The organism is Dinghuibacter silviterrae, from assembly GCF_004366355.1.
Lineage (GTDB): Bacteria > Bacteroidota > Bacteroidia > Chitinophagales > Chitinophagaceae > Dinghuibacter > Dinghuibacter silviterrae.
On record NZ_SODV01000002.1, the window covers coordinates 1,564,801 to 1,581,630 of the forward strand.

A 16,830-nucleotide genomic window follows, 5' to 3' on the forward strand; every position below is an offset into this window, starting at 1 on the left:
CCGGCAAAATGAAAAAATTATCCATAACGCTGCTGGCCTTCCTCTTCTTGACGGGTTGCAACAAAATGCTCAACCTGAACCCCCTGGACCAACTGTCCGACGCGACATACTGGAAGACCCCCAACGACTTCATGCTCGCGGCCAATGCCTTTTATGCCTACCAGCGTTCCTTTACCGACGCCAACAATACCAATAACGACAATACCGGTAATCCACACAACGACATCCGTTCGGACCTTAGTGCGACCCTCAACGAGTTCAGCAGCGGCTCCAACCCTGTGTATACGACCGATCCCTTCTATAGCGGAGACTATACCAAGATCAGGAACATCAACTATTTCCTGAACAAGGCGCAGTCTTACGCTAAGCCTGCGGACATCGCCCAATTCGTTGGCGAGGCCCAGTTCTTCCGGGCGTATGTGTATTTCGACCTGCTTCAGTTGTATGGCGCAGTCCCCCTCGTGACCACCCCGCTCGCGACCAACTCGCCCCAGCTCACGGCCCCGCGTACGTCCAGGGACTCCGTCGTCAATCAAATCATCGCCGACCTCCAGGCCGCCGTTACCAATCTTCCCGTCCAAAGCGCCATGCCCTCCAGCGAGAAGGGCAGGGTAAGCCAGGGTGCCGCCCAAGCCTTCCTCGGACGGGTGACCCTTTACGAAGGCACCTGGCAGGAGTTCCGCGGCAACAGCGCCCGCGCCCAAGCACTCCTCACGACATCCGTCGCCGCCAGCCAGGCCGTGATGAGCAGCGGACAGTACGCCCTTTTCAACCCCGCTGTCCTCGGCGACTCCGCCCTCAAATACCTGTTCGTTCTCGAAAACGCCGACGCACAGGGGCTGTCGAACCCCGCCGGCCTCGGCAAGTCCGCCAATACCGAGTACATCCTCGCCAACCAGTACGACTACGCCAAACGCCAATTCGGGACGAACTTCTCCTTTGCCAACAATCACTACGAAATTACCCGCAAGCTCGCCAACATGTACCTCTGTACCGATGGCCTGCCCGTCACCACCTCCAAGGTGTTCCAGGGTTATGCCACCGAGACTTCCGAATTCCAACACCGGGACAACCGCATGTTGTATACCGTGATGATCCCGGGTAAAACCTACTGGTCGCAGGCGCCCAGGAACAGGATCGATTGGAAAGGGGATGCCGCCGACCTTGCCAATGCGGATTACCCCGACTTCAATCCCTGTTTTGCGAGTGGTTATCATGCGGACAAGTGGGCGACCGAGCGCAACGTCCTTCCCAACGCTGAAGCCTATGATTACCCTGTCATCCGCTACGCCGAGGTCCTTCTTAACTATGCCGAAGCCAAGTTCGAACTCAACGGTTCGATCAGCGACGCCGATCTCAACCAGTCCCTCAACCTCGTCCGGTTACGCATCAACACGGACAACGGCATGCCGGCGCTCACCAATGCTTTCGTGTCGGCCAATGGCCTGGACATGCGGACTGAAATCCGCCGTGAACGAACGATAGAACTGTTCAACGAAGGGTTCCGCGTTGACGACCTCAAACGCTGGAAGACCGCCGAAACCGAAATGCCCATGGACCTCCTCGGCATCCAGTGGACCGGCACCGCCTATCAAACGGCCTGGCCCGCCGCCGGCACCCTGCCCCTGGATGGGAACGGTTGCATCATCTTTCAAACGGGCCGTACCTGGCAGCAAAAAAATTACCTCCTGCCGCTCCCCACCCAGGAGCTGCAACTCAATCCGAACCTTGTGCAGAATCCCGGGTGGTAACCCCGTCCCGGCGCAAACACATTATAGCAATCGTTTATAGTCCCCGCCTATGGTCGTGTCTACGTCCTGACGGCGGGGACTCCTTCAAGGGAAAACCTTACATTGTAGGATGGTAATACGCGCGTGTTTTTTGGCCCTTTTATCGCTTTCTTTTAGCCTTGCAGACGCCCAGTCGACGGCAGGCTTGTACAGGAATCCTATTATCTACGCCGACTACTCCGACCCCGACGCCGTGCGTTACGGGAACGACTACTATTTAACCGCCTCCAGCTTCAACTGCGTCCCCGGCCTGCCCATCCTCCATTCGACCGACCTCGTCCACTGGACCCTCATCGGCCACGCCCTTCCGCGTCTCGTCCCCGAAGACCGCTACGCCCGCCCTCTCCACGGCAACGGCGTATGGGCACCCGCGATCCGCTACCACGACGGTTGGTTCTATATCTATTATCCCGATCCCGACCTGGGTATCTTTATGGTCAAGACCCGGAACCCCTCCGGCGCCTGGTCTGCCCCCGTATGTGTCCTACCCGGTAAAGGCCGGATCGATCCCTGTCCCCTCTGGGACGATGACGGGCGCGTCTACCTTGTTTTTGCCTGGGCCGCCAGCCGGGCTGGCTTCAATAGCGTCCTTACCATAGCCACTCTCGGCAGTGACGGAGCCCGTGCCCTCGACACCGGCCGCCTTGTCTATGACGGTCATGGCGTCAACCCCACCATCGAAGGCCCCAAACTCTACAAAAGAAACGGCTATTATTACATTTTCGCCCCCGCCGGCGGCGTCAAAACCGGTTGGCAGGTTGTTCTTCGCTCCAGGTCCATTTACGGGCCATATGCTGCGAAAATTGTCATGGACCAGGGACGTACCGGCGTCAACGGCCCCCACCAGGGCGCCTGGGTGGAAACGCCCGCCGGGGCCTCCTGGTTCCTTCACTTCCAGGACAAAGGACCGTACGGACGAATCCTCCACCTCCAACCTATGCGCTGGGTAGATGACTGGCCCGTGATCGGGGTGGATCCCGGTGGAAAGGGTCGAGGTGAGCCGGTGACGTATTACCCGCTGCCGATGGCGGCTCCGAACGTCGCCGGCGCAAGCCCGGCCATCACCGGCGCCGTCCCGGCCGCAACTGGCCTTGCACCTGCCGAAAGCGATGAGTTCAACGGCCACCGCCTGGGGCTCCAATGGCAATGGGAGGCGAACCCGCAGCCGGGGTGGAGCGCCCTCGGAAATGGCCGCCTGCGTCTATTTGCCGCCGGACCGGACACCGGCAACCTTTGGACGGCTCCCAACCTGCTGCTGCAAAAATTCCCCGCCCCCGATTTTACCGTGACGACGAAAATGCGCTTGTCGGCAGCTGCGCATAAAGACCGCGGCCCAGGCGTCCTGCAGGCGGGCCTGCTAGTCATGGGCTCCGATTATAGTTACCTCGCGATAGAGAAATCCGGCGGCGGCTACCGGGTCGTCCACCGCACTTGTTTCCACGCCGATAAAGGTGCGCAGGAGGAAGACAATGCTGTGCTGGCGATTCATTCGGACTCCATTTATCTGCGCGTGGAAGTCCGGGCGCCCGATGCCCTTTGCCGGTTCTCGTGTAGCACCGATGGCGTGATCTTTACCGAACTCGGCCCCGTCTTTTACGCCCAGCCAGGGCGGTGGATCGGCGCCAAGGTCGGGCTGTTTTGCCGGGGCGGCGCCGGGAAAAGCGCCGGGGACGGCGGCGTCACGGTGGCTCACGCCGACATTGACTGGTTCCGCGTCACACGGCCGGCCTTCGATCCAAGCGCGGCCCTAAATGATTGCATCCAAAAGCTCGCCGCCGATACGGTGGCCTTCCACCCGGGGGACGGCGTCCCCAGGAGCATGGACACGGTCAAAAATGCCTGGCGCCTGGTGCCCATCCAGGACTGGACCTCCGGTTTCTTCCCGGGGATGTTGTGGTACGCCTACGAATATACCGCGGATCCCGCCTGGAGGACGACGGCGGAGCGGTTCAACGACCTGCAAACTCCTTTGGCTTTCCGAAAACCCCGGGACCACGACCTCGGGTTCCAGTTATACACCAGCTTTGGAAAAGGTTACCGCCTCACTGGTGACACGACCTACCGGCGCATTCTCCTTTCCGCAGCTGACTCCCTGGCGACCCTTTTCAATCCGAAAATCGGGACGATCCTGTCCTGGCCGGATATGCGGGCCCGCATGGGCTGGCCCCACAATACTATTATCGACAACATGATCAACCTGGAACTGCTTTTTTGGGCAGCCAGAAACGGTGGGGACCGGCGGTTGTACGACATAGCGGTGACCCATGCCGAAACGACCATGCGGAACCATTTCCGGCCCGACTATTCTGCTTATCATGTCGTGGTCTACGATACGGTAACGGGGAAAAAGATAAAGGGCGTTACCCACCAGGGCTACGCCGACGAATCGATGTGGGCGAGGGGACAGGCCTGGGCAATCTATGGTTTTACCATGGTCTACCGGGAAACCCATGACCGCCGGTTCCTGGATTTTGCCCAAAAAGTCGCGGACGTTTATCTCCGTCGACTCCCCCCGGACCACATACCTTATTGGGACTTCGACGACCCCTCGATCCCAAATGCACCCCGCGACGCTTCGGCAGCGGCCGTGGCCGCTTCCGGGTTGCTGGAACTCGCCCGGCATACCGGTATTACACGATATAAAACCGAAGCCGTCGCCATGCTGGAAGCCTTGTCCGCGTCGCCTTATCGCAGCAGCGACGCAAACCCTGCCGTTCTCTCACATTCCACGGGGAATAAGCCCGGGGGTGGGGAGGTGGACGTGCCCATTATTTACGCTGACTACTACTATATGGAAGCGCTGATGCGGCTCCTAAAAGAAGAGACACCGGCAAGCGCTGGGTTGCCGCAAGGTCGCGGTACTGCTGCGCCCGACTTTTCCCCTTTAGCCCGCCAGGTCCGCACCTGGCTCGACAGCGGTTTCTATCCCGGTGCGGGCCTGATTGTCGCTCAAAACGATCAGATCCTTTACCGGAAATTTTGGGGAAACGTCACACCTGCCACGGAAGTTCACGTAGCGTCCGCGGGGAAGTGGCTGGCCGCTGCCACGATCGCCGCCGTGGTGGATGAGGGGAAGCTCTCCTGGAACGACAAGGTGGTAAAGTGGCTCCCGGAATTTACAGACGGCAAGGGCCAGGCGACGCTCCGTCAATTGTTGTCACATACCGCAGGTTATCCGGATTATCAGCCGGCAGGCCGCCACCGGGACGACTACCAGACCCTCGCCGAGGCGGTGGCGCATATAAAGGACCTCCCGGAGGACACCCTCCCCGGTACGGTTTTTCACTATGGCGGCCTGGCGATGCAGGTCGCGGGCCGCATGGCCGAACTGGCGACGGGAAAGGACTGGGAGACGTTGTTCCAGGAGAAGATCGCAAGGCCTTTGGGCATGACAGGGACCCATTTCACACCGGTGGATACCACGGGCGGGCACAACCCCATGATCGGGGGCGGCGCCCGGGGCACACTGGATGACTATGCGCATTTCCTGGACATGATTGCCCACGATGGCGTATACCACGGGGCGAGGATATTATCCGTCGCAGCACTCCAGGCGATGGAGGCGGACCAGGTGGGCGGTGCCGCCGTGCGACCAGGGGAGTTTGTGCGGAATCGACACGACATCTATGGACTGGGAGAGTGGCGCGAAGAAATAGACGCCAGCGGTCACGCAACACACCTGAGCAGCCCCAGTTGGGCGGGCGCCTATCCCTGGGTGGACAAGACTTACCATGCGTACGGATTTTTCCTGGCAAGGGTCGATGTGGACCAGGCCAACAAGCGCGGTTTTTCCGCTTTTTATTCAAGCCGTGTGCTCGCCGGGCTCGTTCGTTCGGTGTTGGGTGAATAGACGATATGAAGCGAAGGGAATTCATAAAAAGTACTTGTATGGCCTCGGCCGGCGTGTGGTTGCTCCCCGCTTCGGCCGGGGAAGACGGCCTCCTGCAAGGCTTTCGAAACCCACCCTCTTCCGCACGCCCCCTTACCTATTGGACGTGGATGAATGGCCATATTACCCGGGAGGGCATTACCATGGATCTCGAAGCCATGCGACGCATGGGCATAGGTGGCGCTATCGGTTTTGACGTGGCACTGGGTATACCCCGGGGCCCGGTCGATTATGCGTCGGAGACATGGATGGAACTCGTCCGGCACGCGGTTATGGAAGCCGATCGCCTGGGGTTGGAGTTTTTTCTCCAGAATGCCCCCGGCTATTCGGGGTCCGGTGGGCCTTGGATTACGCCGGAGATGAGTATGCAGCAGCTTGTTTGGACCGAAGCCCGTGCCCAGGGAGGTCAGATCGACCTGGATATTCCCCAACCCTATGCCAGGCAGGGGTATTACAGGGATGCCTTTGTACTTGCTTATCCGGCTTTACCGGTGGAGGGCGTGCTTATGAAGGACCGGGTAGCTGCAATTACGCTTAACGGACAGGAAATCGATGCCCAACTCCTCCTGGACGGCAACCCGGAAACCAAGCTAAGGCTGGACCGAAACAGCCAACTATGCTTTCGCCTTGACGGCCCATTCGAAGCGCGGGCGATCACGATCTACCGTCAACCGGAGACGCCCCTGGATGCCTTCGACGGCCCCCGGGATTATCCTCCCGTTTTCGACCTTGAATGTTCCGACGACGGGACTCGGTTTGCGCCCGTTTGTCGAATCCATATGCCTGCGCTCAGGGCCATGAATACACCCGGCGCCCAAAGCTTCGCCCCGGTACGTGCTTCCTGGTACAGGCTTATTCCCCAAAGCCCGACGTGGATATCGGGGATGGAGCTGCATTCCGGTCCCCGGCTGGCCGGCTGGCCCGGTAAGACCAACTATACGGGGGGCAATGCCGGGGGCGAAACGCCTTCCTTCCCCCGGGAGCTTGTCATCGCGCCAGGTTCCGTTCTTGACATCACGGCCTCCATGGATATCAGCGGTCGTCTTCGCTGGACTGCCCCGGAAGCACGCGCCTGGACCATCCTCCGCATAGGACATACCACGACGGGCGAAATGCCCGCCGCCCACCCCGATTCGGCCCCGGGTCTGGAACTGGATAAACTGCGGAAGGAGGCCCTGGATCAGCACTTTACACACTTTTTGACGCCCCTTATACAACGGCTAAAACCTTTTGCAGGAAAGGCTTTTAGGGGTATCATGTCCGACAGTTGGGAGGCGGGCAAGCAAAACTGGACCCGGGAGTTCCCCGGTGTATTTAAACAATCACGAGGGTACGACATTATTCCCTGGATGCCCGCTATGACAGGCCGCATCGTGGGGAGCATCCAGGATACGGAGCGGTTCCTTTGGGACATGCGCCGGGTCCAGGCGGATATGCTTGCGGAGAATTTTTACGGACACCTGCACCAAAAGTGTCGCGCTGGCGGCCTCCAATTGTATGCGGAACCTTATGGGGATGGAACTTTCGATAGCCTTCAGGTCGCCACCCACCTGGATGTCACCATGTCCGAGTTTTGGTCCAGGTATATCTATGGGAGCGACGACACGTCCAAACAAGCGGCCTCCGCCGCGCATGCCCTGGGGCAAAAGGTGGCGGCTGCAGAGGCCTTTACCGGCATGCCGGCCACCTCTAAATGGACGGATTATCCTTATTCCTTAAAAGCCGAGGGCGATTACTTTTTTACACTGGGCGTCAACCGTCTCGTCTTTCACACCTTTGTCCACCAGCCCTACACCACCGGCCGTCCGGGCATGACGATGGGTCCCTTCGGTTCGCACTTCGACCGCCACAACACCTGGACAGAACAGGCACATGCCTGGACGCGCTACCTGGCGCGGGCGCAGTACTTGCTTCAGCAGGGGCATTTTGTAGCCGACGCGTGTTGTTTCAAAGGAGACGAACCTCAATCCGGCGTCCCCGATACCTATGCCTTCATGCCCGCGGGTTATGTTTGTGATGTCGTGGGGCCCGATGCACTCCGGCGATTTTCCATAGAGAGGGGGAGGATCCTTCTTCCCGGCGGGATGACCTACCGGTTGTGTGTCCTTGCCGAAGGGGCGGTCATAACGCCCGCCACCCAAGCCTTGCTCGATGCGTTGGTTGGACAGGGCATGGTCCTGGTACCACAGCATTCGGTCAGGGACGCCCTGAACTTTCCACCGGACTTCTCCTATACTGCCGACCGGAAGGATGCCGTACTTCACTACGTTCACCGCCGCGTGGGTGACACCGACGTGTATATGGTGGCTAACCATCGACGTCGCCCAGAGCGTGTCAATGTCTCCTTCCGGGTTACCGGCCGGCGGCCGGAGATATGGAACGCAGAAAGTGGGGTCGTCCATGTACCTCCCTGCTATGATGTCAGAGACGGGCGTACGTATATACCGCTGGATATGGAACCCGCCGGCGCGCTTTTCGTCATCTTTGGCAAGACGCCGGCCACGCCTGCCCGGACAACGATTCACAAGGACGGTCGCGTGCTCCTGGATACACGGCCTTTTCCTACGGGTATCCCGGGGCCTTACCCCGATGTCGTCAATGATTTCAGCATCACCCTTTGGGCAAAACCCGACACGTTTGCGCACCCGGGCAAGAGCTTTTTGTTTCACTCCTGCGAAGGAACGTCCATATACGGCCCCGGCCACGCCAGCGTCGGGATGTCCGCGGGTCAGAACATCGTGAGGGTATACGAACGGGCCACCGGCGCCCCCAGGGAAGTACTGTCTGCCAATGGTCCCTTGCAGGGGTGGACGCACCTGGCGCTGGTATACCAGGCCGGAAAACCGACCTTATATCTTGACGGCCGTCTTTCCGCCCAGGGCGAGGGCTCTGGTCTTCTGGTCCATCCGGGTCTTGATACACTCCCTGCCGAAGATCAGTTCTCCAGCTTCTTTGAAGGGAATAATACGCCTCCCATTCTTATGCATGAGGCCTTATCTCCCCAAGCGGTTGCCGATCTATTCCACCAGGGGCTTCCGGCCCCGGAAAAGCCACCGGCGCTTACCCTCGGATTGGTTTGGGAAAACGGGCACTATGATTTCGGCGAGATCACCGGTTGTTACCAGGTGGATGTGGATGGTCCGTGGTCGCTGCATTTGCAGGAGAGCGCCGTTTTCACGCTGTCTGCGCTGACGTCTCTTCGCTTGCATCCCGACTTTGATGTCGCCCACTTTTCCGGTACGGCATCATACAGGAAAACGGTGCAACTGCCGGGACCTGGACGGGACAGGCGGGTTTTTATCGACCTTGGCCGGGTGGAAGTCATCGCCGAAGTATACGTCAACGGCCGTTCCACCGGCATCGCCTGGAAGGAACCCTACCGCGTCGACATCACTGCCGCACTTCGCCCCGGTGCGAATGACCTTGACATCCGGGTGACGACCCTTTGGCCAAACCGCCTTATAGGGGATGAATACCTGTCTGTGGAAAACGAGTATACCAAAGATCACTCCATCGAAAGACTTCCCGCCTGGTTTGTCGGGAACCAACCAAAGCCTGGCGACCGGAAAACTTTTGCGGTTTGGAAAGATTTCGATAAAGACGCTCCCTTGTTAGAGGCCGGTCTTCTCGGACCGGTCAGGGTATATGGGGCGGTGGAAAAAACGTTTGTGTAATGGAAAGAAGATCATTTTTGAAAACAACATTGTTCGCGTCGGCCGGTGCATACCTGACGGGCCCTATGCCCGGAACGCCGCCCCTATCCCTGGATGCCCGCGCCCCCGGCGTCCCTCTTCACCATTTCTGGAGCAACTGTACCGGTGCCGGTCGTGCCAACGAAGGCCTCCGGGCCAGTTGGCTCGAACACCTCAGGCTTGTGCACGACCGGTGTGGGTTTCGCTATTGTCGATTCCATGGCCTGTTTCATGACGACATGTTCGTGTACAGGGAGGTAAACGGACAACCCGCCTACAACTGGCAATATATAGACGATCTTTTCGACCGGTTGTTGGACATCGGCGTGCGCCCCTTCGTCGCGCTGAACTTTATGCCTGCCGCCCTGGCCTCCACTTCCAATACGACTTTCTGGTGGAAAGCCCACACGAGCCCGCCAAAGGATTATACCCTATGGGGTGGTTTGGTCGGTGCTTTCACCGCCCATTGTGTGGACCGGTACGGTCTTGATGAGGTTCGAACCTGGTACTTCGAGGTCTGGAACGAGCCCGATCTCCACGGGTTCTGGGACGGGACCCGGTCCCAATACTTCGAATTGTATAAGGTGTCGGTACAGGCGATCAAAGCCGTCGACCCCCACCTTCGTGTCGGCGGTCCCGCCACCAGCAATTTTGTTCCCGATGGCCGCTTCGATGGCGAACGCGAAGATCCAAGCAAGGACCTGACCCTGACGACGCCCGATATTAATGCCCTTTCCTGGCATGGTGTCTGGATCAGGGACTTCCTGGCTTACTGCGGGCAGGAGGGCCTCCCCGTCGACTTTGTGTCCACACATCCCTATCCCACAGACTGGGCCCTCGACCCCGAAACCAAAAAGAGCGCCGGAAGGGTACGGGCGGCGGGCGCTACGCGTCAGGACCTGGAATGGCTTAAGGAGACAATCGCCCAAAGTCCATATCCTCACGCGTCCATTCATCTTACAGAATGGAGCTCCAGTCCCTCTTCCCGCGACCCGACCCATGATTCCCTCCAGGCAGCCGCATTTATCCTTCGCGCAAACCTGGACTGCATAGGGCTCGCCGATTCTTTGTCTTATTGGACGTTCACCGACGTCTTCGAAGAAGCAGGTGCGGGAAACAGCATATTTCATGGCGGCTTCGGCCTCATCAATTACCAGGGTATCGTCAAACCCTCCTTTCATGCCTATCGGATGTTGCACAACCTGGGGGATGAGCTGCTCCACCGGGAAGAAGGGCTTGTCCTTACCCGGCGCGGGCACCGCGTCGTTGCCCTCTTGTACCATTATCCACAGGAGGTAAAAGATGTGGTGAGCGGAAGTGTGGAAGGTGAACTTCACATGGGTACCCCGCGCCCTTTTGCCATGCGCATTGCCGGTGTACCCCCCGGTGCTGCCTTCGACGTCGAAACGCTGGATGCGGATCATGGTTTTGCCTGGCCGGCCTGGCGTGCCATGGGAAGCCCGGAACCCCCGAACAGGGAACAAACGAAGCAGTTGAAGCGTGCGGCCTTTGCTACAAAGGTCGAGCAAGTCCGGGCAGATGGAAGCGGATATTTGAACTGGTCAAAAACCCTGACGCCATGGAATTGCGTACTAATAAAGCAGAAATGAGCGGCACACGGACGGCTATTCTCCTGGGCTTTGCCGTCGTGCTGACGGTCGCCGCAAGGGGACAGAACGCGGTTCACCCCCGGTTCGCCCCTGACCCGCGCCTGTCCGTCTATCAATACGCCGTCACCGAAGCCGGTTGCACAGCCTACCTGTGGATTCCTGAGCGTTGCCGCTTTGTGCGGGGGATCATCATCGCGCTTTCCAACCTGACAGAGCGGGATTGGCTGGAAGATTCGCTGATCCGGAAAACGGCAGCCGATGAGGGTTTGGGGATCGCGTGGGTGAGCCTGGGTAAGAACGCAACCATCACCGCGGACATGGACAAGGCTTCGGGCCGGGCATTGGAGCAGTTGCTCGACGACCTGGCGGACGCCTCGGGGTACACCGAGATCGCTACGGCCCCATTGCTGCCCATGGGGCATTCAGCCCACGGGCACTTTGCATGGACGGTAGCGAAGTGGAACCCCGGCCGGACGATCGCCACGATCCCTTTCAAGACGATTCCCTGGCCGGACAGCCTTGGGTTCAAGGATGTGCCCGTATGCTATATCGTCGGCCAGACCACGGAGTGGCCGCAGTACCGGGTACCGGACCCGGCTACGCAACCGGGCGACCGGGACTTTTACTGGCCCGTAGTGACGCGGGGAGCGGTGGCCTTGCGCAGCGCGGACGAACATAACCTCGTGGGGGTGGTCACCGACGCCGGAGGCGGGCACTTCGACTGGAATGACCGCCTGGCACGGTTCGTGGCGTTGTACATCCGGAAGGCGTGCGCGTACCGTCTGCCACCGGCGCCAGCCGGAAACGACGGCGCAGGCGCCTCTGCGGCCGCTGCCCGCCGGGCCTCCGCGCCCGCCCTCCTCCGCGCCATCGCCCCCGGCCAGGGCTGGCTTACCGACACCGGCGGTATGTCCCCCGACCGCTATCCACCCGCTCCCTACAAAAAATATCAGGGCGACCCGCGGAAGGCCTTCTGGTTCTTCGATGAAGAAACCGCACGAGCCGCCGCCGCCTTCGAAGGCGACAGAAAACAGCGGGCACGCCAGATGCCTACCTTCGTACAGGATGGAGACACCATAGACCCTGCGAAAACCGGGTATGCGCCCCTAAAATTCGAGCCCGGGGAAGACGGTTTGACGTTTACCGTGCGAGGCGCTTTCCTGGACAAAATGCCGAGGGAACTGCTCGGCAGCGGTACGACATTGGGTCACGCAGACGGCCCTATACGTTTTGAGGTGATCACCGGCCCTGCGGAGCAAACGGGGCCGAATACCTTTCGCGTGCGGTTTAACCGCGACGGGATAGGGGGCGATATATGGTTGCTGGCCTGGCAACCAGGGGATGAACAGTACAGATGGGCGGTGCAGCCGGGAAAGATCCACCTGCCGGATGGACCAAACGAGAGCGGGCGGATCACTTTCCCCAAAATTAAAGGGCAAAAGCTGGAGGCGACATCGGACAACGGACGACCCGTATACTATTATGTCGACTTTGGCCCCGCCTACATCAAAGGCGACAGCCTGATCCTTACAAAAATCCCGCCCCGAAGCAGGTACCCTGTAGCGGTCACGGTGACAGCGTATCAATGGGGGCGTACCCAAACGCCGCTTTACCAAACCGCGGAGCCGGTGACCCAAACGATTTACATAGAAAAAACACATCAATAATGAGACGGTTGCTTTTTGTGGTGTTCTTGTTTGCAGCGGGGGGCCTGGCGGCAAAGCCCGGCCATACCAGCCTTTACTATACAAAAGAATGTGTCGATCACTTGCGGGCGAGGATCAAAAACGACACCACCGCCTGGCGTGCCGTGCTAAAAAAAGCGGACGGGGAGAACTCGTTACAGGCGGTCGAAGAACTGGGGCTGGTCTACCGGGTGACGGGAGAAGAAAAATACGCGCGTAAGCTCAAACAATGCTTACAAACCTTGTGCGCCCAACCGGTTTGGGAAAGCGCGGCGCTGTTAAGCCGGGAGCCGGCCTGGAACGCAGGGCTTGACCTGGCGGACCGGACCTACAAGGCTTCCGTCGCGTACGACTGTATCTACGACTACCTGGACGAAAAGGAGCGGAAGGCATTTGCAGACAGCATCACGAGAAAGGGGATCCTGCCCGCGCTGGGTGACTGGATTGAAGGGGATACCCGGATCCATTCGCTGAACTCGATGGGGCATAACTGGTGGAGCTCCTGTGTATTTATGGCAGGGGTAGGGGCGCTGGCGGTACGGGAGGAGGAGCCCGAAGCCCAAAAATGGATCGAAAAAATTGCCGGGGCCTCATTGCAGTGGTTCGATTTTGAAGGCGATGTCCTCAACAACAAACCCCGCACGTTTGACCGGGATGGAGGGTTTTATGAAAGTGTGGGGTATGCGTCTTTTGCGATGAAGGAGTATCTGTTGTTCCGGCTGGCGTATACGAATGTGATACACAAAGCCCCCTACGATGTTCCCTTGCTGCAAAAGTTAGGCGACTTCTTTGCCCAGGCGAGCTACCCAAACGACGGTCCTTTGTTGCGGGTGGATTTCGGAGATAGCCACGCGGACAACCGGGACTGGTATCCGGTCCTGCTGTTGCTGGCCAATGGGTATGACAGCCCGGCCAATCGCTGGTTATTGCATCAGTTGGGGAAATCCGAACACTACGAGCAAACCGCTATGGGGCTGGCTTATGACGAAGAAAGGCCAGCCCCGGTAACGCCGGGTCTAAAAAATGCCATGCTCTATAAAGACATGGGCTGGGCCATGCTCCGCTCCTCCTGGGACAACAACGCCACGCTGCTGGCCGTCAAATCAGGGGAAACCTGGAACCATGCGCATGCCGATGCGAATTCGTTTATCCTTTTTTACCAGGGACAATACTTACTCACGGACGGGGGTACCGTCTTTTACAACAACCCGTTGTATTCGGACTATTATTTTCAAAGCCGGGCCCACAACGTCGTCCTTTTTAACGGACAGGCGCAAAGCACGGATGACGAATATTATGGGGTAAAAACACCCGGACACCTGTACAACCTCATCGACGCGGGGGACCTCAAATACGTGTACGGGGACGCCACCGGTCCCACGGCGCGGTACTTCGAGCGGAACTACCGGCACTTTCTTTGGATCGGGAACGTCATCCTGGTCATCGACGACCTGAAGACCTACGAGCCGGGCACTTTTGAATGGCTGTTGCACCACGGGGATGCCACCGCAAAACAGGTGGGGCAGGACATTGTTGTTTCCAAGGGGAATGCCCACGTCCTGGTCCGGCCGCTTTTCCCGGAGACGTTGGTCAACGGCGGTTTCCCGCATGATTTTCCGGAAAAGCTGGTGTTGAGCGAACAGGAGGGTTACAAGGATCATGACGCCAATACAAAAGAATCTTACCTGTCGATAAAGGCCCCTGAACAAACGCGCCAGACCAAGTTCATTACGGCCATTATCCTCCCCGATTCGGCAAACAAACTCCCAAGCATCGAAAAGAGGGAAGGCAAGGACATGATCGGCGTGACCATCATACAAGGCGACAAAGAATCCGTCGTCTACCTGAACCTCCTGGCGGACGGCCGGATGATGGGCCGTAACAGCAACAATTCGTTTGACGGATGGGAAACCGATGCCTACCTGACGGTTATCACATCCGAAAAGGGCAAGGCGGAAAGATATTTTGTCGCCTATGGCAGCTATTTGAGAAAAAATAAACAAGTCATATTGGATTCCCTCTCGAAGGTGTTTATCGTATTGCCATGAAAAGAATAATGATCCTTTGCGCCCTCGCCTGTTCGGGGGCAACCGCACAGACGATAAAAAAAGTCGCCCCCGGTGTATGGAGTATCACTTATGGAACCCCGGAAACGTTTACGCCGTCGATGTTCAAAAAGGCACCGGTGGAATCAAACCAGAGCGCCCCGGAGCAACCACCGGTAGACATACAAGACATCCGGTTTAAAACGACGTCGAGGGGCTGCGTCCTCGAACTCCCCATGGACGACGCGGAGAAAATATACGGTTTCGGTCTCCAGGTGAACACCTTCCAGCAAAGGGGGCTGCGCCGCGAGATGCACGCCAGCAGCAACATCGTCGGTAACGTGGGGTTTTCCCATGCACCCGTTCCTTTTTATGTGTCGACCAATGGGTACGGCGTCTTGATCAATTCCAGCCGGTATGTGACGTTTTATTGCGGTACCATGCAAAAGGCGGTGGACCTGAAGGACAATACGGCCCGGGAACTGGGTTTTACCACAAAGGACCTCTACTCGCCGCACAACCGGTATTCCGACCGGATGATCGTCGAGGTACCTTCCGAAAAGGGGGTCGAGGTCCTGCTTTTTGCAGGTCCGGGTATGGACGGGGCCGTCCGCAGGTATAACCTGTACGCGGGGGGCGGTTGTCTGCCGCCGCTGTGGGGCCTTGGGATGAAATACCGGGGGAAGGGCGACTTTACAGACGAGCGCGCGGTGAACCTGGCGGGGTATTTCCGGGAGAACAACATTCCGTGTACGACGTATGGTCTGGAGCCGGGCTGGCAGAGCAGGGCGTACTCTTGCTCGTTTGTATGGAACCAGCAGCGATTTCCCGAGCCGGCAAAGTTCATCAATAAAATGGACAGCCTGCACTACCACCTCAACCTTTGGGAACATGCCTATACGAACCCGGTGTCTCCTTTGTTCAAACCCTTAAAGGGCAAGGCAGGTGACTATATGGTTTGGGGCGGCCTGGTACCCGATTTTGCCGACCCCAAAGCCAGGGCCATTTTCGGCGCCTACCACGACACCGCCTTTGTGCAAAAGGGGATTGCCGCCTTTAAACTCGATGAATGCGACGCCGCGGACTACAAGGACGCCGCCGCGCAATGGAGCTTCCCCGAGTTGTCGCTTTTCCCCTCCGGGATAGACGGGGAAAAGATGCACGAACTTTTTGGCCTGCTTTATCAAAAGGCCATCCTGCGCATTTTCCAAAACCAACGGACCTGGCTGGATGTACGCTCCTCCGGCGCCTTTGCCTCCCCTTATCCATCGGTACTTTACAGCGATATGTATAACAATGCCGACTACGTACGGATGATCCTGAATGCGGGCTTTTCGGGTTTGCTGTGGTCACCGGAAATCCGGGACACCCGGTCCGAGGCGGACCTGATCCGCCGGACACAAACCGGTGTTTTATCAGCCCAGCTTTGTTTCAATTCCTGGTACCTGAGCAACCCGCCCTGGTTCCAGATCGACCGCGCGAAAAACGACAATGGAGAATTCCTTCCCGACAGAAAGGAGCTGGAAAACAGGATCCGGTCTTTGTCCGAGCTGCGGATGCGGTTGGTGCCCTATCTCTATACGGCTTTTTCAGCCTATCACTTTGACGGGGAGCCGCCGTTTCGGGCACTGGTCATGGATTACCCGTCCGACGATACGGCCAGGACGGTAGACGATGAATACCTGATCGGTCCTTCTTTGCTGGCGGCGCCCTTTCTGGATGGCAGCAGCCACCGGAACGTCTATTTTCCCGCGGGCAACTGGTATGACTTCAACACCAACCGGAAATACGCGGGCGGGCGGTCTTACGAGCTCGATATGACCCTCGACCAGGTTCCCCTGTTTGTCCGGGAGGGGAGCATCCTGCCCCTGGCGGACCCCGTTCCCTTTATCGATGCGCAAACCGGATTCAAGATCACCTGCCGCGTCTATGGAGGACAACCGGCGGCCGGTAGCCTTTACGAGGACGATGGCGAGACGTACGGGTACGAAAAAGGTAAGTACAACCACGTCGTCCTGAAATGGGATGGGAACGCCGGACACGTCACCAGGAGCGGAAATTTTCAAGGAAGCCTGTATGAGGTGAAAAATTGGGAAAAAATCCAATAGGGGTAAACGAA

Annotated in this window: 7 protein-coding genes; all 7 read left to right on the plus strand. The window is 58.4% G+C overall.

Annotation, left to right across the window (positions count from 1 at the left end; translation table 11 throughout):
* Positions 1 to 8: 8 nt before the first annotated feature.
* The 7 genes from EDB95_RS23675 (at position 9) to EDB95_RS23705 (ending at position 16,819) form a co-directional block, all read left to right on the plus strand.
* A complete protein-coding gene (locus EDB95_RS23675; RefSeq protein WP_133998311.1) occupies positions 9 to 1,751 on the plus strand; it encodes a RagB/SusD family nutrient uptake outer membrane protein in 1,743 nt (580 codons plus the stop codon).
* A gap of 130 nt (positions 1,752 to 1,881) precedes the next feature.
* On the plus strand, positions 1,882 to 5,640 hold the full coding sequence (locus EDB95_RS23680) for a family 43 glycosylhydrolase (RefSeq protein ID WP_211352198.1): 3,759 nt from the start codon (positions 1,882 to 1,884) through the stop codon (positions 5,638 to 5,640).
* Between the two features lie 38 nt (positions 5,641 to 5,678).
* On the plus strand, positions 5,679 to 9,353 hold the full coding sequence (locus tag EDB95_RS23685) for a glycosyl hydrolase (RefSeq protein WP_162852755.1): 3,675 nt from the start codon (positions 5,679 to 5,681) through the stop codon (positions 9,351 to 9,353).
* Complete coding sequence (locus tag EDB95_RS23690; protein ID WP_211352199.1) at positions 9,353 to 10,981, plus strand: GH39 family glycosyl hydrolase; 1,629 nt, start codon at positions 9,353 to 9,355, stop codon at positions 10,979 to 10,981. The genes EDB95_RS23685 and EDB95_RS23690 overlap by 1 nt, the downstream gene beginning before the upstream one ends.
* Positions 10,951 to 12,648, plus strand: a complete 1,698-nt coding sequence (locus EDB95_RS23695; protein ID WP_133998320.1) for a hypothetical protein — start codon at positions 10,951 to 10,953, stop codon at positions 12,646 to 12,648. Before EDB95_RS23690 ends, EDB95_RS23695 begins: the two co-directional genes overlap by 31 nt.
* Positions 12,648 to 14,714, plus strand: coding sequence for a heparinase II/III domain-containing protein (locus EDB95_RS23700; protein WP_162852756.1), 2,067 nt, complete (start codon positions 12,648 to 12,650; stop codon positions 14,712 to 14,714). Before EDB95_RS23695 ends, EDB95_RS23700 begins: the two co-directional genes overlap by 1 nt.
* Positions 14,711 to 16,819 carry a glycoside hydrolase family 31 protein gene (locus tag EDB95_RS23705; RefSeq protein ID WP_133998326.1) on the plus strand — a complete coding sequence of 703 codons (2,109 nt, stop codon included), beginning with the start codon at positions 14,711 to 14,713 and terminating at the stop codon, positions 16,817 to 16,819. Before EDB95_RS23700 ends, EDB95_RS23705 begins: the two co-directional genes overlap by 4 nt.
* The last annotated feature ends 11 nt before the right edge of the window (positions 16,820 to 16,830 follow it).